At 37.5% G+C, this 17191-nt stretch carries 17 protein-coding genes, 1 tRNA gene and 2 pseudogenes; 15 read left to right on the top strand and 5 right to left on the bottom strand.

Going from position 1 to position 17191, the window contains the following annotated elements:
• Positions 1-84: 84 nt before the first annotated feature.
• Positions 85-1191 (top strand): DNA polymerase IV, encoded by a 1107-nt coding sequence (gene dinB, locus SRT_RS08290; RefSeq protein ID WP_128833741.1) that lies wholly within the window; start codon positions 85-87, stop codon positions 1189-1191.
• Between the two features lie 11 nt (positions 1192-1202).
• Here dinB and SRT_RS08285 read toward each other — a convergent pair whose 3' ends face one another.
• The 3 genes from SRT_RS08285 to SRT_RS08275 form a co-directional block, all read right to left on the bottom strand.
• A complete protein-coding gene (locus SRT_RS08285; RefSeq protein ID WP_128833740.1) occupies positions 1203-1526 on the bottom strand; it encodes a hypothetical protein in 324 nt (107 codons plus the stop codon).
• 12 nt (positions 1527-1538) lie between these two features.
• Positions 1539-1946: a helix-turn-helix domain-containing protein gene (locus SRT_RS08280; RefSeq protein WP_002262616.1), complete on the bottom strand. Its 408-nt coding sequence runs from the start codon at positions 1944-1946 to the stop codon at positions 1539-1541.
• Between the two features lie 115 nt (positions 1947-2061).
• The gene (locus SRT_RS08275; RefSeq protein ID WP_002262615.1) at positions 2062-2874 is read right to left on the bottom strand and encodes a Cof-type HAD-IIB family hydrolase; all 813 of its coding nucleotides are present in this window, start codon (positions 2872-2874) and stop codon (positions 2062-2064) included.
• Positions 2875-3183: 309 nt separating this feature from the next.
• On the opposite strand from SRT_RS08275, the pseudogene SRT_RS08270 reads away from it, so the two are divergent.
• The 4 genes and pseudogenes from SRT_RS08270 (at position 3184) to lytR (ending at position 7430) form a co-directional block, all read left to right on the top strand.
• Positions 3184-3783 (top strand): annotated as a pseudogene (locus SRT_RS08270) (DUF1361 domain-containing protein).
• 69 nt (positions 3784-3852) lie between these two features.
• A complete protein-coding gene (locus tag SRT_RS08265) occupies positions 3853-5283 on the top strand; it encodes an NCS2 family permease (protein ID WP_128833739.1) in 1431 nt (476 codons plus the stop codon).
• A 127-nt stretch (positions 5284-5410) separates the two neighbouring features.
• Positions 5411-5854: a tRNA (adenosine(37)-N6)-threonylcarbamoyltransferase complex ATPase subunit type 1 TsaE gene (tsaE, locus tag SRT_RS08260; protein ID WP_128833738.1), complete on the top strand. Its 444-nt coding sequence runs from the start codon at positions 5411-5413 to the stop codon at positions 5852-5854.
• Positions 5855-6185: 331 nt separating this feature from the next.
• Positions 6186-7430 (top strand): glycopolymer--peptidoglycan transferase LytR, encoded by a 1245-nt coding sequence (gene lytR, locus SRT_RS08255; RefSeq protein WP_128834065.1) that lies wholly within the window; start codon positions 6186-6188, stop codon positions 7428-7430.
• 167 nt (positions 7431-7597) lie between these two features.
• On the opposite strand, the gene SRT_RS08250 is transcribed toward lytR, so the two are convergent.
• Complete coding sequence (locus SRT_RS08250) at positions 7598-7891, bottom strand: hypothetical protein (RefSeq protein WP_128833737.1); 294 nt, start codon at positions 7889-7891, stop codon at positions 7598-7600.
• Positions 7888-8307, bottom strand: coding sequence for an HIT family protein (locus SRT_RS08245; RefSeq protein ID WP_128833736.1), 420 nt, complete (start codon positions 8305-8307; stop codon positions 7888-7890). Before SRT_RS08245 ends, SRT_RS08250 begins: the two co-directional genes overlap by 4 nt.
• Positions 8308-8372: 65 nt before the next feature.
• Between SRT_RS08245 and SRT_RS08240 the strand changes: the two genes are divergently transcribed.
• The 10 genes and pseudogenes from SRT_RS08240 to infB all read left to right on the top strand — a co-directional run bounded on the left by SRT_RS08240 (position 8373) and on the right by infB (position 16989).
• Positions 8373-9098: an ABC transporter ATP-binding protein gene (locus SRT_RS08240; protein ID WP_128833735.1), complete on the top strand. Its 726-nt coding sequence runs from the start codon at positions 8373-8375 to the stop codon at positions 9096-9098.
• A 2-nt stretch (positions 9099-9100) separates the two neighbouring features.
• A pseudogene (locus SRT_RS08235) lies at positions 9101-10135 on the top strand (ABC transporter permease).
• A gap of 57 nt (positions 10136-10192) precedes the next feature.
• The gene (gene ccrZ, locus SRT_RS08230; RefSeq protein ID WP_128833734.1) at positions 10193-10975 is read left to right on the top strand and encodes a cell cycle regulator CcrZ; all 783 of its coding nucleotides are present in this window, start codon (positions 10193-10195) and stop codon (positions 10973-10975) included.
• A 9-nt stretch (positions 10976-10984) separates the two neighbouring features.
• Entirely contained in the window at positions 10985-11620 is a 636-nt protein-coding gene (trmB, locus tag SRT_RS08225) for a tRNA (guanosine(46)-N7)-methyltransferase TrmB (protein ID WP_128833733.1), read from the top strand.
• Between the two features lie 78 nt (positions 11621-11698).
• A tRNA-Ser gene (locus tag SRT_RS08220) sits at positions 11699-11785 on the top strand.
• Between the two features lie 103 nt (positions 11786-11888).
• Positions 11889-12383: a ribosome maturation factor RimP gene (gene rimP, locus SRT_RS08215; protein WP_128834064.1), complete on the top strand. Its 495-nt coding sequence runs from the start codon at positions 11889-11891 to the stop codon at positions 12381-12383.
• 35 nt (positions 12384-12418) lie between these two features.
• Positions 12419-13612: a transcription termination factor NusA gene (gene nusA, locus SRT_RS08210; RefSeq protein ID WP_128833732.1), complete on the top strand. Its 1194-nt coding sequence runs from the start codon at positions 12419-12421 to the stop codon at positions 13610-13612.
• 17 nt (positions 13613-13629) lie between these two features.
• Positions 13630-13926: an RNase P modulator RnpM gene (gene rnpM, locus SRT_RS08205; protein ID WP_128833731.1), complete on the top strand. Its 297-nt coding sequence runs from the start codon at positions 13630-13632 to the stop codon at positions 13924-13926.
• On the top strand, positions 13919-14221 hold the full coding sequence (locus SRT_RS08200) for a YlxQ-related RNA-binding protein (RefSeq protein WP_128833730.1): 303 nt from the start codon (positions 13919-13921) through the stop codon (positions 14219-14221). Before rnpM ends, SRT_RS08200 begins: the two co-directional genes overlap by 8 nt.
• A 20-nt stretch (positions 14222-14241) precedes the next feature.
• Positions 14242-16989: a translation initiation factor IF-2 gene (gene infB, locus SRT_RS08195; RefSeq protein ID WP_128833729.1), complete on the top strand. Its 2748-nt coding sequence runs from the start codon at positions 14242-14244 to the stop codon at positions 16987-16989.
• Positions 16990-17191: the final 202 nt, after the last annotated feature.

The following is a 17191-nucleotide window of genomic DNA, read 5'->3' as shown; positions in this document are numbered from 1 at the left end:
CTTAACTGTATTATAAATACAAAAAGTGGCGGAAAGTACAGAAAGATTATATAATGGATACAACAAATCATAAAAGAGGTTACGATGCTTATTTTTCCGCTGATTAATGATACGTCACGAAAAATTATTCATATTGATATGGATGCCTTTTTTGCTGCAGTAGAAGAACGTGATAATCCTAAATTGAAAGGTAAACCGCTTGTAATTGGTGCTGACCCCCGTCAAACAGGCGGCCGTGGTGTTGTTTCGACAGCTAATTATTTGGCCAGAGAATTTGGCATACACTCAGCCATGAGTTCAAAAGAAGCTTACGAACGTTGTCCGCAAGCTATTTTTATCAGAGGCAATCATACTAAATACCGTCAAATTGGATTACAAGTCAGAGAAATTTTTAGACGTTATACAGATTTGGTAGAACCCATGAGTATTGATGAAGCCTATTTAGATGTTACTGAAAATAAATTGAACATAAAATCAGCAGTGAAGATTGCTAAACTTATTCAACGCGATATTTGGGAAGAATTTCATTTAACTTGTTCTGCTGGTGTCTCCTACAATAAATTTTTAGCTAAGTTGGCTAGCGATTATGATAAGCCGCATGGTTTAACAGTCATTTTGCCACAGGATGCAGAAGGCTTCTTAGCAACCTTACCTATTGAAAAGTTTTATGGTGTGGGGAAAAAATCTGTTGAGAAACTGCATGCTCTTCATATCTTTACGGGTAAGGATTTGCAACAGGTGCCGGAAATGACCTTGATTGATCTTTTTGGGCGTTTTGGCTTTGATCTGTATCGAAAAGCACGTGGTATCAGTAATTCTCCTGTCAAAAACGACCGCATTCGTAAATCTATTGGCAGTGAGAGGACCTATGGGAAATTGCTTTATAATGATGAAGATATTAAACTGGAACTATCAAAGACTGCCAGACGAGTAGCTGACAGTTTAAAAAAGCATGGGCGCAAAGGAAAGATTGTCGTTATTAAAGTTCGTTATTCGGATTTTTCAACACTGACCAAGCGAAAAACCTTAGATGTACCCACTCAGGATTTTGAAGTTATTGAACGTTCAGCTCATCGCATTTTTGATCATCTGACAGAAAATAATTCTGGTGTCCGTCTTTTAGGTGTAACAGTAACTGCTCTAGAAGATAGTGCCAGAGAGGAGCTTTCCTTAACAACAGACGAATTTTAAGCTTAATTGAGCTAAAAAGTAACTAAAACGATACCAACAGCACCAAGTCCTGCTAGAAAAAGGGTAAGGATAGCCCATCTCTTACGTTTTGAACTCTCTGCCTGCTTTTTGGGTGGAAAGTTTTTGATAGGATAATCTTCCCGATGTTTAAAATAGAGAATAAGACCGATAATATTTCCTCTGCCAGCAGCAGAAAGTCCCCAAAGTTCGGGATTATTCAGCCCTCTAGCTCGTGCATCAAGTTCAACAATTTTAAAAATTTGATAGCTGGTTAAAATAGCACCTATCAAAAAGAGAAAAAGACTGATTATTAACATTATTTGTTGGATCATCACTGCAATCACCTTCTAAATTCTTTTTATGATTTGATAAAACAAAATAAGTACACCTAAAATCATGATAATACTTAAAAACAATAAGAAATAGTAACTTTTTAGAAAGAATAATGACAAAAGCAGCAGACAGGTTATCATCGCCAGATAGCTTAATAAAAAAGTTTGCAGTTTTTGATTGCTTTTAACAGCATTAGTTGTCTTATCTAGATGTTCGATCATTTTTCCATCGTCTTTTAACAGTGTGTCTAAACTAATCTGATAAAGGTCACTAAGTTTTATCAAATTGACAATGTCTGGGTAAGATTTTTCATTTTCCCAATTAGAGATGGTTTGTCTGGAAACTAAGATTAAGTCAGCGACAGCTTCTTGAGTTAGATGGGATTGTTGGCGTGCTGTTTTGAGTTTTTCTCCAATGTTCATAGGTTACCTCGTTTATCTTCATCTTACTCTCTTTTAGGAAAAACATCTATCAAAAATCCTTTGCATAATGGTCAAAAAAAGCTTGTTCAAAATATTTTGACAAACCTTTTTTATTCTATAGAAATAATTTTTTTAGTTCTTTAGCCACGCCATCGTGATCATTGTCAAATTGTGTCATTTTATCAGCATAAGGTAATAGTACTTCACTGGCATTTTTCATGGCATAGCCGACAGAAGCAAAGGCTAACATTTGCCGATCGTTATGTTCATCACCAAAGGCTATTAAATCATCTCGAGAAAGATTGAGCGTTTTGAGCAGATTTTTTAGTGCATAAGCTTTGTGAACTCCTTTGGGTGAAAATTCAAGGATATTCATAGGGCCACCCCAGCTGCTGATTTCCATTTCATGATTGAAATGGCGACGCATATCATTAGCTAGAGCATATTTATCAGCAACTCGGGTCTGCATAAGAAGGGCATGGGGATCCCGTGTAATCTTTTCAGGTTTAAGCTGCATCTTATTTGTCAATTCTTTAACACCAAAGATCTCTGGTTTAATGGCATGACGGTGATCAAGTGTCAAGTAAAATTTTTTGCGGTATTCACTGGCAATAAAGTCTGCTTCAAAGGCCTTTTCATTCTTTAAAACGTCAAAAAGATACCTTCGGTCAATCCGAACCTTGTGTTCACCAGCCCATTTTTTCTCAGGAATGTGAATCAAAGAACCATTGAAATTAATCATTGGTGTTTTTAATCCTAGAATTTTATAAAATTCCAAAGCCATACGGTAGGGCCGGCCAGTCGTAATGATAACCAAGTGTCCTTGCTCTTGAATTTTTTTAATAATAGCGACAGTGTAATCGGAAAGTGTTCCGTCACTTTTGAGAAGCGTACCATCTAAATCAATGGCAATCATTTTTTTAATCATAGCAAAATTATAGCAGAAAAGAAGAAAATTAAGCAAGTGAAGGGGTGATTAATGTGCTTTTTAAGCGAAATATTTCAATGATCAATTGAGGCTGCTCTTGCTTAAACCAGACTGTTTTTTACCACTGCAAAGGAAAAACCAATAGTAGAGCGGTGATTATCAAACTTTATTTCATTAAAAAATTAAAAAGGGTTGCTAGGATAGAATAGTAAAATTGAAGTTTTAAGGGCTTTTTGATAGTAAACTCTAAATAGAAAATATCATTTTTGAGAATATGATATAATTTTATTTTACAAGTGGAGGTGTTTTATGAAAAATAAGTTGCTTATCAGCCATCTTTTTTTCTTTATGATTTCTGGAGCTATTGTTTATTTTCAAATAAAAGAAACGTATTTAATTTGGAATATGTTTCTCGCACTTTTGGCTTTGGATTTCAGTTTTTGTCTTAATCGTTTTAAAAATCTTTCATTAACCTTTATTCTTACGCTATTTTGGCTTTTCTTCTATCCCAATACTTTTTATATGTTGACGGATTTGGTGCATATGGATTTTATTGGCAGTAGTTTTAGCAATGTTCAGAGTCTAATTCACTATTTTTGTTTTGGCTAGTATTCTCTTTGGTTTCTTGTGCGGTGTTGAGAGTGTCAATCAGGTATTGAAACGTTTTGTGATTAAAGAATATTATTTTAAGCTGTTTGTTCTAATATTGCTGTCTGTGATTTCTAGTTTTGCCATCCATCTAGGACGCTATGCCAGACTTAATTCTTGGGATCTTGTCTTGCGTCCAACAGTGGTTATTACTGAATTGAGCAAACTCTTATCAACAGATATTCTGCCTTTTATTGTGGGATTTAGCTTCATTCAAATCATGGTTTTTGTTTTTTTCTTGATAAGGAAAGCAGCAAATAGGCTCTTGAATACCATTTCATCTTTAGCTATAATATGACTTAGCGTTCATAAAAAGGAGAACTATTTTTAATGGAAAAGTTTTTTAAACTAAAAGAGAACAAAACAACTGTTCGGACAGAAGTGTTGGCCGGGCTCACAACCTTCTTTGCCATGTCCTACATTTTATTTGTTAACCCTTCTATTTTGAGTCAGACAGGTATGCCATCACAAGGTGTTTTTCTAGCAACTATTATTGGCTCTATCGCGGGAACCTTGATGATGGGACTTTATGCTAATATTCCTTATGCTATGGCACCGGGAATGGGCCTCAATGCTTTCTTTACCTATACAGTGGTTTTTTCACTTGGTTATACTTGGCAAGAAGCTTTAGCCATGGTTTTTATCTGTGGGATCATTTCAATTATTATTACCTTAACCAGAGTTCGTCGTATGATTATTGATGAAATTCCAGATAGTCTTAAAAAAGCTATCAGTGCTGGTATTGGTATCTTTTTGACATACATTGGTCTTAAGAATGCTGGTTTGTTGAGTTTTGCTATTGATCCAGGAACTTATAGCGTCTCTGGTAAAGGTGCAGCAAAAGGCCTGGCCTCTATTACAGCTAACTCTTCTGCAACACCATCGCTGGTTAATTTTAACAATCCGGCAGTTCTGGTTGCTGTTATTGGTATTATTATCACAGCTTTCTTTATCATTAAAAATATCAAAGGCGGAGTCATCCTTTCTATTATTGTAACAACTGTTATTGCTATTTTAGCGGGTGTTGTTAATCTGTCAAAAATTGATTTTTCTGCCAATAATCCAGCGGCTGCTGTTAAGGATTTGGGAACAATTTTTGGAGCAGCTCTTGGCAATAAAGGTTTGGGAGCTCTGTTTTCAGATGCCGGTCGTATTCCTGAGGTTTTAATGACTATCTTGGCTTTTGCCTTGACTGATATTTTTGATAATGTTGGAACTCTCATTGGTACAGGAGCTAAAGCTGGTATTTTTGATGTAACTAGTGAATCAACATCATCTGGTCTGCAAAATAAGATGGATAAGGCCCTGTTTTCAGACATGGTGGGAACAACGGTTGGAGCAGTTGCGGGTACTTCAAATGTGACGACTTTTGTTGAATCCGCCGCTGGTATTGGTGCCGGAGGCCGTACGGGTCTGACAGCGGTTGTCGTTGCTCTTCTTTTTGCTGTATCAAGTTTTTTCAGTCCTCTTCTTGCTATTGTTCCAACGCAGGCGACAGCAGCAGTACTTTTGATTGTCGGTATTATGATGCTATCAAGTCTCAAAGACATTGAGTGGTCTGATATGAGCCAAGCCATTCCAGCCTTTTTTGCGACTGTTTTTATGGGACTTGCTTACAGTATTACACAAGGAATTGCAACTGGTTTTCTCTTTTATACCTTCTCTAAAGTGATTAAGAAAGAAGTCAAAGATATTCATCCTATTATTTGGGTGCTTGATGTTCTTTTCATCTTGAACTTTATCAGTTTAGCTGTTTTGTAATTAAAAATTTTATTTGCATATATAGGAGCTCAGATAAGGCTGAGCTCTATTTTTACTGTCCAAAGCGAAATCTTTTCATTTTTTGAAAATAGTTGGAAGTAATAAAAGATTTTGATATAATACTTTTATGTTTTATAGCCAAAATGAAAATCAGCTAATGGCCCTTGGACAGAAAATTGGTCAAAAACTGCAAGCTCAAGATGTTCTTGTTCTGACAGGCGATTTAGGATCTGGAAAAACCACTCTGACAAAAGGAATTGCCAAAGGGTTGGGGATTAAGCAGATGATTAAGAGTCCAACCTATACGATTGTTCGTGAATATGAGGGACGGCTGCCGCTTTATCATTTGGATGTCTATCGAATTGGTGATGATCCTGACTCTATTGATCTGGATGATTTTCTTTTTGGAGATGGTGTAACAGTGATTGAGTGGGGAGAACTCTTAGATGACAGCCTTTTGAGCGATTATTTGACAGTCCGTTTAGATAAAACAGAAGATGGCAGACAAATTACCTTATTATCTCATGGTCTGCGCTCTCAGCAATTGGTTGAAGAACTTGAGCATGGCTGAGCAGGAAGTTCTTATCTGCCAAGTCAGTTTTAAAGGTACAGAAAAAAAGTTTATCAGAAATTTTGGAAAAATCGATTAAAGAGATTGATTTTTATTCGAGATGAAGACAGTCCTCATATGACTGCTCAAGAAATGGCTGCTTCTATTGAAAAAAGCTCAATCAGTCAATGAAATTTGTGTGGTTGCCAAGCTAGCCGGCCAAGTGATAGAACTTGTGATGATTTTAGCACATAGCGAAATGACACGCTGTTTGGAATGAACGGCTCAAAAACAAAAGATGGAGTATTTCTTGATGTTTACCTTATGGGAAACGGATAGATTAGAAAAACAAATGAAGATTGGTAAAAAAATTCTAATTATGCTGGTTACAATATTTCTCACAAGCGTGGTCGCTTTGGGAGTTTATGCAACGAGTATTTATAACTTTTCTTTAGGAGAATTTTCAAAAACTTTTAAAGATTATGGCACAGGTTCAGGTAAAGACGTTATTGCTGATGAAAAACCTTTTAGTATCCTCTTAATGGGAGTTGACACGGGCTCTTCCGAGAGGACTTCCAAATGGGAAGGTAACAGTGACTCCATGATTTTAGTAACTGTTAATCCCAAAACTAAAAAGACAACCATGACCAGTTTAGAACGGGATATCTTGGTTAAATTATCTGGATCTAAAACTAATGAACAGACTGGTTATGATGCCAAACTTAATGCAGCCTATGCTGCTGGAGGTGCTAAGATGGCTATTATGACGGTTCAGGATATGCTTGATATTAAGATTGATAAATATGTTCAAATTAATATGGAAGGGCTGGTTCAGTTAGTTGATGCTGTAGGTGGTATTACGGTAACCAATCATTTTGATTTTCCAATTTCAATTGAAGAACATGAGCCTGAATTCACAGCATCAGTTGAGCCCGGGACTCACAAGATCAATGGGGAGCAGGCCCTCGTTTATTCGCGAATGCGTTATGATGATCCAGATGGAGACTATGGACGTCAAAAGCGTCAACGTGAAGTCATCAGCAAGGTCTTAAAGAAAATTTTAGCTTTAGACAGTGTCAGCAAGTATCGTAAAATTTTATCAGCTGTCAGCAAGAATATGCAGACCAATATTGAAATTTCCAGCAGTACTATTCCTAAACTCTTGGGGTACAGCGATGCTCTCAAGAGTATTAAGACCTATCAGCTCAAGGGAGAAGGAACGACTATTGACGGCGGTTCTTATCAGCTAGTAACCAGCAAGGAATTGCTGAAAGCCCAAAATCGTATTAAAGGACAATTAGGACTGAAAAAATCAACTGCTGAAAATCTGAAAACAACGGCTAGCCTTTATGAGAATTTTTATGGAGGCGATACGAGTATTTATGACAGTAGCTCCAGTGCCTCAGATTATAATAGCAGCGGTAATTATTCTGGCTCAAGTTCAGATTATGGTTCTGGTTCTTCTTATGGCTCGGGTTCAAATTCTACTTATGGTTCCAATTCGAGTTCTGGTTCTTCCAGTGACTATTCTGGACAAAATAGTTATAATCAAGGGAATTACCAACAACCTGCTGCAGGAACGGGAATTGGTAATTAAAATAAAACTAAGGTGGAAGGATATGGCTTTTCAGTTATACCCTTCCACCTTAGTTCATAAAGTTGATATTAAACGTTACAAAAAATGAGATTAAAATCTTACTTTAACCCCATTTTTTATATAATAATGATATCTTTCCAAGTTTCTCTAAGGCTCTCCTTTTCAGTCTAGTCTTCTTGGTGATATTTAGCAACTATTTTTTGAATTTCGTCCATGTGAGACTGACTTTCTTTTTGAAAGACACGGATTTTATAAGTTAAATCTTGATTGATAGCTTGTATCTTTTCTTTTTGCTGCTTTATTATCGCTAAATTTTCTTTAATGCTATTAAGATCTAATTTAGCTTTGTCATAATGTGTTTTGCTTTCCTTGAAAGAAGTCTTGATATCTTCGCGTTTGTAATACATCTGGTAAAGACCGGCTCCAAGAAGGCTTGAAAGAATGAACGTTTTAAGTTTCATGCTTCAATCTCCTTTTGAATATCTTTAGCTAATTGTCCAAGACGGATAAAGTCAGGTTCATGTTGGACAAAATGAATGTCAAATTCATCAGAATCGGCAAAGCGAGGGACCAAATGCACATGGGCATGAAAGACGGTTTGACCGGCGGTTTCTTCGTTATTATTGATGATATTGAGGCCATTGGCCTTGGTTGCCTTTTGCAAGGCGCGTGCGATTTTTGGAATGCGTGCAAAGAGATTGGCCGCTTGTGTTTGAGTCATCTCAAGGGCATTTCTAACATGCTCTTTGGGAATAACAAGAGTGTGCCCCTTGGTAGCTTGAGAAATATCAAGAAAGGCTAGGACATCCTCATCCTCATAAACTTTTGATGAGGGAATGTCACCAGCTACAATTTTACAAAAAAGACAATCGTTCATAAAAAAATCACCTACTTAGCTTGTTTTTGTTATAATATAGTATATCAAAGTTAGAAAGAAACGTCATGTTAAAAATAGAAAATTTGACCGGCGGTTACGTCAACATTCCTGTCTTGAAAAATATCAGTTTTGAGGTTGCTGATGGTGAATTGGTCGGTCTTATCGGTCTCAATGGTGCAGGAAAATCAACAACTATCAATGAAATTATTGGACTTTTGCAACCTTATGAAGGCAAAATCAGTATTGATGGGTTGACGCTTGCTGATCAAGAGATGGCTTATCGAAAGAAAATTGGGTTTATTCCAGAAACACCTAGTCTTTATGAGGAATTAACCTTAAAAGAGCACTTGGAAATGATAGCCATGGCTTATGATATTAAAGTGGAAGCAGCTTTGGCGCGTGCGCAAAAACTGCTGGAACTTTTTAGATTAGAAGATAAACTGGATTGGTTTCCCATTCATTTTTCAAAGGGAATGAAGCAAAAGGTCATGATTATCTGTGCATTTCTCATTGATCCCAGTCTTTTTATTGTTGATGAACCTTTTTTGGGATTGGATCCTGTTGCCATTTCAGATCTGACTCAGCTTTTGGCAGCAGAAAAAGCTAAAGGAAAATCCATTTTGATGTCAACGCATGTTCTCGATTCTGCTGAAAAGATGTGTGATCGCTTTGTTATTTTACATCATGGACAAATCCGAGCTCAAGGAAGTCTCGCTGATTTACGAATGACTTTTGGAAATGCACAAGCCAACCTTAACGATATCTATATGACTTTGACTAAAGAGGATTGATTATGAAAGCAATTTTTACGAAAAGACGGTTCCATTTTCTCAATCAATGCAGTCGATACCTTCGCTATGTTTTTAATGATCATTTTGTTTTAGTATTGATTTTTTTACTAGGGTTTCTTATGGTACAGTATAGTCAGCTGTTAAAACATTTTCCGGCTAACCATTGGCCCATCATTCTTGTATTAGCTCTAGTGGTTTTAGCCTTGCTATTTTGGGGAAATATCGCGACTTATTTGGAACCAGCGGATCAGCAATTTCTTTTGGTAAGGGAAAAGGATATTGTTGTTTTAATCCAAAAGGCTAAAAGACGCACTCTTTTCTTTTGGGGAATTTGGCAGACACTCTTGCTTCTTATTTTGGCACCTCTTTTTTTACGTTTGGGACTGACACTTTTTTCTTTTCTTTTTTTGCTCCTTTTTTTGCTCTTTTTAAAGGGATTGATCATTGAGAAAAAAGTAAGACCATTTTAAAAGCAAAAGGGATTAAACTGGGATCAGGCTCTTAATCAAGAGAAAAAGCGGCAGCAGGCGATTTTAAAATTCTTTTCACTTTTTACCAATGTTAAAGGAATTTCTATCAGCGTTAAGCGACGGGCTTATTTGGATTTTTGGACAAAACTTTTACCGAAAAATTCGCATAAGACATGGACTAATCTTTATTTACGAGCTTTTTTACGCAGTGGCGATTATTTAGGACTGGCCTTGCGTTTGGGCCTTTTGGGTTTGTTAAGCCTTCTTTTTATTGCTAATCCTTTAATGTCAGCAGGTTTAGCGCTTCTTTTTAATTACCTCTTGCTTTTTCAATTGTTAGCTCTTTATAAACATTATGATTATCAATATTTAACAGCCCTTTTTCCCATTTCAAAAGCGAAGAAGAAGACTAATTTGAAACAGTTATTGCGTGTTATTCTATATTTTCTAACGGCTGTTGAATTTTGTTTTAGCTTTTCATGGCAAAAGACAATTATTTTACTTTTGGCTATGCTTTGTCTCAATGAAGTTTACCTGCCTTACAAAATAAAGAAGATGATTGACTAAGCTGTTTAAAACAGTAAAATAAGACTAGTGATTTGAGATGAAAAGGAGGGAGAAAGTTTGGCACAATCAGATAAAGATTTAACCTTAACGCCTTTAAAGGGCAAAAGTGGTCAAGCTTATATCGGAACTTATCCAAATGGTGATAAGATTTTTGTTAAGATCAATACCACTCCCATCTTAGCTGCCTTGGCTAAGGAGCAGATTGCCCCTCAGCTTTTATGGGCAAAACGCTTAGGTAATGGCGATATGATGAGTGCTCAGGAATGGCTGGATGGCAGGCTTTTAACCAGAGCCGATATGAATAGTAAGCAAATTATACAGGTTTTGTTGCAAATGCATAAGTCGAAACCTTTGGTTAATCAATTGCTTCAATTAAATTATAAAGTTGAAGCTCCTTTAGATTTGCTTTTAGCGTGGGAACGCAGCGCGCCTTACCAAATTTCAGAAAATGCCTATTTGCAATCAGTTGTTGCTGAAATGAAGCGCAATTTACCTGATTTCAAAAAGGACTATGCAACTATTGTTCATGGAGATGTCAGACACAGCAACTGGGTGATTACAACCAGTGGTTTGGTTTATTTAGTAGATTGGGATTCTGTTCGAGTGACAGATCGCATGTATGATGTAGCTCATATTTTAAGCCATTATATTCCGCATACGCGCTGGGCAGAATGGCTGAGCTATTATGGTTATAAGCAAAATACTAAGGTTTTTCAAAAGATAAAATGGTACGGGCAACTGTCTTATTTATCACAGATTTTAAAATATTATGAAAATCGAGACATGGAAAATGTCAATCAGGAAATCTATGAATTACGCAAATTTAGAGAATCCTTTTAGAAGGGGAGTATGAGAGTTAGAAGACGCAAAGGCGCTAAAGAGCATCTGGAAAGCAATCCTCAATATGTTATTTTAAAACCAGAAGAAGTCAAGGGGCATTGGCAGGAAGTTTTTGGCAACGATCATCCTATTCATATTGAAGTTGGCAGTGGCAAGGGTCGTTTTATTACAGGAATGGCTGCAAAAAATCCTCAGATTAATTACATAGGGATTGATATTCAGGTTTCTGTTCTTAGCCATGCTTTGGATAAAGTTCTAGACAGTCAGCTTCCCAATGTCAAATTAATGTTGGCGGATGGTTCTAGTTTGACGCATTATTTTGCAGATAGTGAGGTTGAACGCCTTTATTTAAATTTCAGTGATCCTTGGCCTAAAAGACGGCATGAAAAACGCCGCTTGACTTATAAAAGTTTTCTTGATACTTATAAGAAAATTTTGCCAGAAAAGGGTGAAATTCATTTTAAAACAGATAATCGTGGACTTTTTGAATACAGCTTGGCAAGTTTCTCACAATATGGTATGATTTTAGAGCAGGTCTGGTTAGACTTGCATGCTAGCGATTATGAAAATAACGTTATGACAGAATATGAAGAAAAATTTTCTCAAAAAGGTCAAGTTATCTATCGTGTTGAAGCACGATTTTAAGAGATAAAAAATTTTTTGGGGAATAGGAGATATCTGTTCACAGTTACCAATATAACTGAACACTTGTTCAGTTTATATGGAGAGGTCGCATAGTGGCCGAGTGCGCACGCTTGGAAAGCGTGTAGTCCTTAACGGGGCTCGGGGGTTCGAATCCCCTCCTCTCCTTTGATAATTAGCATAAATTAACGCTTAGCCTTGCTTTTTTCCTTATTTATGCTATAATAAGAAAAATAATACAGAAAGGAGCGAAGTTGTGACTTCGCTCCTTATGTGTGTAAGGAGGGAAAACACTATCGCAACGCTTGTTGATATTGTCAGGCCAGTAGTCGCACCTGCCATTCCAAAACCTTTTGAATTGATTGATATTGAGTATGAAAAATTAGGTGGAAACTATGTACTCAGTATTTTAATTGATAAACCCGAAGGGATTACGATTGAAGATACAGCTGATTTGACGGATATTATCAGTCCTTTGCTTGATACTATAAAGCCTGATCCATTTCCAGAACAATACATGTTGGAAATTTCAAGTCCTGGTCTAGAACGCCCTTTAAAAACTGCCCAGAGTTTAAAGGATGCTGTTGGTCATTACATCAATGTCAGTCTTTATCAAGCTATTGATAAGGTCAAAGTTTTTGAAGGTGATTTGATTTCCTTTGATGGTGAAACACTAACAATGACTTATTTAGACAAGACACACCAGAAAACTGTTACTATCCCCTATAAGATGGTTGCCAAAGCCCGTCTTGCTGTAAAACTTTAGAAAGGAAGATCTTTGCAAGGCAAAGAAAAACAACTATGAGCCAAGAAATGCTAGAAGCTTTCCGTATTTTGGAAGAGGAAAAACACATTAACAAAGATGATATTATTGATGCGGTTAAGGAATCATTAAAGTCAGCTTATAAACGTCGCTATGGACAGGCGGAAAGTGCTGAGATTGAATTTGACGAAAAGTCAGGAGACTTTCAAGTTTTTACTGTTCGTGAAGTTGTTGAAGAAGTTTTTGACAGCCGCCTTGAAATCAGCTTGAAGGATGCTCTTGCGATCAGCACAGCCTATGAACTTGGAGACAAAATTCGTTTTGAAGAGTCTCCGAAAGAATTTGGTCGTGTGGCTGCCCAGTCAGCTAAACAAACGATCATGGAAAAAATGCGCCGTCAAATGCGTGAAGTCACTTTTAATGAGTACAAAGAGCATGAAAGAGAAATCATGACAGGAACTGTTGAGCGTTTTGATAATCGCTTTATCTATGTTAATTTAGGAACGATAGAAGCGCAGCTGTCACGTCAGGATCAAGTTCCGGGTGAAACGTTTGCTTCTCATGATCGCATTGAAGTTTATGTTTATAAAGTAGAAAACAATCCTAAGGGCGTCAATGTCTTCGTTAGTCGCAGTCATCCTGAATTTATCAAGCGTATTATGGAACAAGAAATTCCTGAAGTTTTTGATGGCACTGTTGAAATTATGAGCGTGGCACGTGAAGCTGGTGATCGAACGAAGGTTGCGGTTCGCAGTCATAATCCTAATGTTGATGCTATTGGAACTATAGTTGGCCGCAAAGGTGCCAACATTAAGAAAGTGACCAGTAAATTCCATCCTAAACGCTTTAATCAAAAAACTGGACTTTGGGTTCCAATGGAAGAGAATATTGATGTTATTGAGTGGGTTGATGATCCAGCAGAATTCATTTATAATGCTGTTGCTCCTGCTGAGGTTGATCAAGTTCTCTTTGATGAAGAAGATGACAAACATGCAACAGTTGTTGTACCAGACAATAAGCTGTCACTTGCTATTGGCCGCCGTGGTCAAAATGTCCGTTTAGCCGCTCATTTGACTGGCTATCGTATTGATATTAAGTCTGCTAGTGAATTTGAAGAAATGGAAGCTGAGTGGGCAGCACAAGATGAAGCCCAAGAGGCTGCTTATGAAGAAGCTCCTGCTGAGGAAGTTTCTGAACGCTCTCAAGAATTTGCAGCAGAAGATGCAAAATAGAAAGTCAGAGGTGTTTGATGGCAAAGACAAGAAAAATACCTTTAAGAAAATCTCTTGTTTCAGGTGAAATTATTGATAAACGTGATTTGCTTCGGATTGTTAAAACCAAGGAGGGTGAAGTTTTTATTGATCCTACTGGTAAGAAAAATGGGCGAGGAGCTTACATTAAACTTGCTAACGAAGAAGCTTTGGAAGCTAAAAAAAGAAGGGTCTTTAATCGCAGTTTTTCTATGGAAATTCCTGAAAGCTTTTATGATGAATTAATTGCTTTTGTTGATCATAAGGTTAAAAGAAGAGAGTTAGGTCTTGAATAATTTTAAAAAGTTATCAAACTTATTAGGTTTGGCCCAGAGAGCAGGACGTGTTATTTCAGGTGAAGAATTAGTTGTTAAAGCTATTCAAACTGGACAGGCACAACTCATCTTTTTAGCCAAGGATGCTGGATCTAATCTGACTAAAAAAGTAACGGATAAAAGTAACTATTATAATATAGAAGTCTCCACAGTGTTTTCAGCACTGGAATTAAGTACCGCTATTGGCAGAAACAGAAAAGTTCTTGCTATTGCGGATACTGGATTTTCAAAGAAAATGAGGACCTTTATGGAATAAAAAGAATAGGAGGACAAGATTTGTCGAAGAAAAGATTATACGAAATTGCCAAGGAAATTGGCAAAGAAAGTAAAGAAATTGTTGAAAAGGCAAAATCATTGGGCCTAGAAGTTAAAAGCCATGCTTCAAGTGTGGAAGAAAGTGATGCTAAACGTATAGTAGAAAGTTTTACTGCCTCTGTGGAACCTAAAGCTGTTACTCCAACTTCTAAAGTTGAGAAAGAAGCTAAAGCACAAGAAGGATCTGTTGCAGCAGATCCTAAAGCAGCTACAAAGCCTGCGGGGCGTCCAAGACCGCAAAATCGTAATTTTAAAGCAGAACGAGAAGCGCGCGCCAAAGCAGAGGCTGAACGTCGTCAAAATAATAGTGATCGTCGAAACCAAAATAAAGGGCAGGACAATCGCCAAAAAGACAATCGTAATCATGGATCTCAAGATCGTCGTAATGATAACCGCAATAATCGCAATCGTCAAAAAGACAATCGTCGCGATAATCGTAATCATTTTCAAAATCGACAAGAAGCGTCAAAATCCCAGCCGACAGGCCCGCGTTTTGATTTCAAAGCACGTGCTGCAGCCTTAAAAGCAGAACAAAATGCGGAATATTCGCGTCAGAGTGAAACACGTTTTCATGAAGCTCAAGAAGCGAAACGTCAAGCCGCTCAAGCTAAAGAAAAAGCTAAGAAGCTAAATCAGAAAGAGCAGCAGCCGGTTGAAGCTGCAGTAACTGCGGCGCCACAAGCTCAGCCTCAGACAGTTGAACAAGTGACACGTCCGGCAGCTGTAGATACACGTCGCAAAAAACAGGCTCGCCCAGATAAATCACGTGATTTTTCACATGAGAATGAAGACGGACCAAAACAAAGTAAACATAAGAAAAATCGGAATAAACAAAATCAAGTGAGAAATCAAAAAAATAGTAATTGGAATAAGAAAAATAAAAAATCTAAAAATAACCGTAATCATAATGCCAGTCCGAAACCTGTAACTGAACGCAAATTCCATGAACTACCAAAAGAATTTGAGTATACGGAAGGTATGACGGTTGCTGAAATTGCGAAACGAATTAAGCGTGAGCCTGCTGAAATTGTAAAAAAACTCTTTATGATGGGAGTTATGGCAACTCAAAACCAATCTTTGGATGCTGATACGATTGAACTCCTCATGGTTGATTATGGCATTGAAGCACATCAAAAAGTGGAAGTTGATACAGCTGATATTGAACGTTTCTTCGTTGAAGATGATTATCTTAATCCGGAAAATATGGTTGAACGTGCACCCGTTGTAACGATTATGGGGCATGTGGACCATGGTAAGACAACATTGCTTGATACATTGCGCAACTCCCGTATAGCGACAGGTGAAGCTGGAGGAATTACTCAACATATTGGGGCCTATCAAATTGAAGAAGCTGGTAAGAAAATTACTTTCCTTGATACACCCGGACATGCAGCCTTCACAAGTATGCGGGCACGCGGCGCTTCGGTAACTGATATTACCATTCTTATTGTAGCTGCTGATGATGGTGTTATGCCACAAACGATTGAAGCTATTAACCACTCCAAAGCTGCTGATGTTCCAATTATTGTTGCTATTAATAAAATTGATAAGCCGGGCGCCAATCCAGAACGTGTCATCGGTGAGTTAGCTGAGTATGGCGTTATTTCAACTGCTTGGGGTGGCGATTCTGAATTTGTTGAAATTTCAGCTAAATTCGGTCAAAATATTGAAGAACTTTTAGAAACTGTTCTTCTAGTAGCAGAAATCCAAGAACTGAAAGCTGACCCAACTGTTCGTGCTATTGGTACGGTTATTGAAGCTCGCCTTGATAAAGGAAAAGGTGCAGTAGCGACGCTTTTAGTACAACAGGGAACGCTGCATGTTCAAGATCCAATCGTTGTTGGGAACACCTTTGGACGTGTGCGTGCTATGACTAATGACCTTGGACGTCGTGTTAAGGTTGCTGCTCCATCAACGCCAGTCTCTATCACTGGTTTGAATGAAGCCCCAATGGCAGGTGACCATTTCGCCGTTTATGAAGATGAAAAGGCCGCGCGCGCTGCTGGAGAAGAAAGAGCTAAACGTGCTCTGCTGAAACAACGTCAATTGACTCATCGTGTCAGTCTTGACAATCTCTTTGATACGCTCAAAGCCGGTGAAGTTAAATCTGTTAATGTTATTATCAAAGCAGATGTGCAAGGTTCCGTTGAAGCTCTTGGGGCCTCTCTTTTGAAGATTGACGTTGAAGGTGTAAAGGTTAATGTGGTCCACTCAGCTGTTGGTGCCATCAATGAATCAGACATCACCTTGGCAGAAGCTTCTAATGCTGTTATCATTGGTTTCAATGTTCGTCCAACCCCACAGGCCCGTCAGCAAGCCGAAGCAGATGAAGTTGAAATTCGTTTGCATTCTATTATTTATAAGGTAATTGAAGAAGTAGAAGATGCCATGAAGGGTATGCTTGATCCAGAATTTGAAGAACAAATTATTGGTGAAGCGCTTATTCGTGAGACCTTCAAAGTTTCTAAAGTGGGAACTATTGGCGGCTTCATGGTAACAAATGGTAAAATTACGCGTGATTCAAGTGCTCGTGTTATTCGTGATGGTGTGGTTGTCTTTGACGGTAAGCTCGCTAGTCTGAAACATTATAAAGATGATGTTAAAGAGGTTGGTAATGGTCAAGAAGGCGGTCTCATGATTGAAAATTATAATGACATCAAAGTTGATGATACTATTGAAGCTTACATCATGGAAGAAATTAAGAGATAATAATATTTAGTTACTCCTTTGTTAACACTTCTAGGTATACGCAAGTACAATAGTTGTCGTGTTGCCTTGGATTAACGTCATATGATTTCTTTTGAAATTCAAACAGAAACAATAAAGCTAGGTCATCTGGCCTAGCTTTTTTCAAAAGATGAGCGAACCAAGTGAGCCTTTATAAGATATTTTTTGTTGTGGTGAAAAAAGA

It is taken from the genome of Streptococcus troglodytae, from assembly GCF_002355215.1.
Classification (GTDB): Bacteria; Bacillota; Bacilli; order Lactobacillales; family Streptococcaceae; genus Streptococcus; species Streptococcus troglodytae.
Note: the sequence above shows the minus strand (reverse complement) of the source record. Positions and strands in the feature narration are given on the sequence as shown.

What these genes read in the sequence shown, in the direction of transcription:
- SRT_RS08265 (WP_128833739.1), top strand. Translation starts at nt 3,853, where the DNA reads ATGGAAAAGTTTTTTAAACTAAAAGAGAACAAAACAACTGTTCGGACA.
- lytR (WP_128834065.1), top strand. Translation starts at nt 6,186, where the DNA reads ATGAAGATTGGTAAAAAAATTCTAATTATGCTGGTTACAATATTTCTC.
- rimP (WP_128834064.1), top strand. Translation starts at nt 11,889, where the DNA reads ATGTGTGTAAGGAGGGAAAACACTATCGCAACGCTTGTTGATATTGTC.
- dinB (WP_128833741.1), top strand. Translation starts at nt 85, where the DNA reads ATGCTTATTTTTCCGCTGATTAATGATACGTCACGAAAAATTATTCAT.
- rnpM (WP_128833731.1), top strand. Translation starts at nt 13,630, where the DNA reads ATGGCAAAGACAAGAAAAATACCTTTAAGAAAATCTCTTGTTTCAGGT.
- nusA (WP_128833732.1), top strand. Translation starts at nt 12,419, where the DNA reads ATGAGCCAAGAAATGCTAGAAGCTTTCCGTATTTTGGAAGAGGAAAAA.
- tsaE (WP_128833738.1), top strand. Translation starts at nt 5,411, where the DNA reads ATGTTTTATAGCCAAAATGAAAATCAGCTAATGGCCCTTGGACAGAAA.
- SRT_RS08240 (WP_128833735.1), top strand. Translation starts at nt 8,373, where the DNA reads ATGTTAAAAATAGAAAATTTGACCGGCGGTTACGTCAACATTCCTGTC.
- trmB (WP_128833733.1), top strand. Translation starts at nt 10,985, where the DNA reads ATGAGAGTTAGAAGACGCAAAGGCGCTAAAGAGCATCTGGAAAGCAAT.
- SRT_RS08280 (WP_002262616.1), bottom strand. Translation starts at nt 1,946, where the DNA reads ATGAACATTGGAGAAAAACTCAAAACAGCACGCCAACAATCCCATCTA.
- SRT_RS08275 (WP_002262615.1), bottom strand. Translation starts at nt 2,874, where the DNA reads ATGATTAAAAAAATGATTGCCATTGATTTAGATGGTACGCTTCTCAAA.
- SRT_RS08250 (WP_128833737.1), bottom strand. Translation starts at nt 7,891, where the DNA reads ATGAAACTTAAAACGTTCATTCTTTCAAGCCTTCTTGGAGCCGGTCTT.
- SRT_RS08245 (WP_128833736.1), bottom strand. Translation starts at nt 8,307, where the DNA reads ATGAACGATTGTCTTTTTTGTAAAATTGTAGCTGGTGACATTCCCTCA.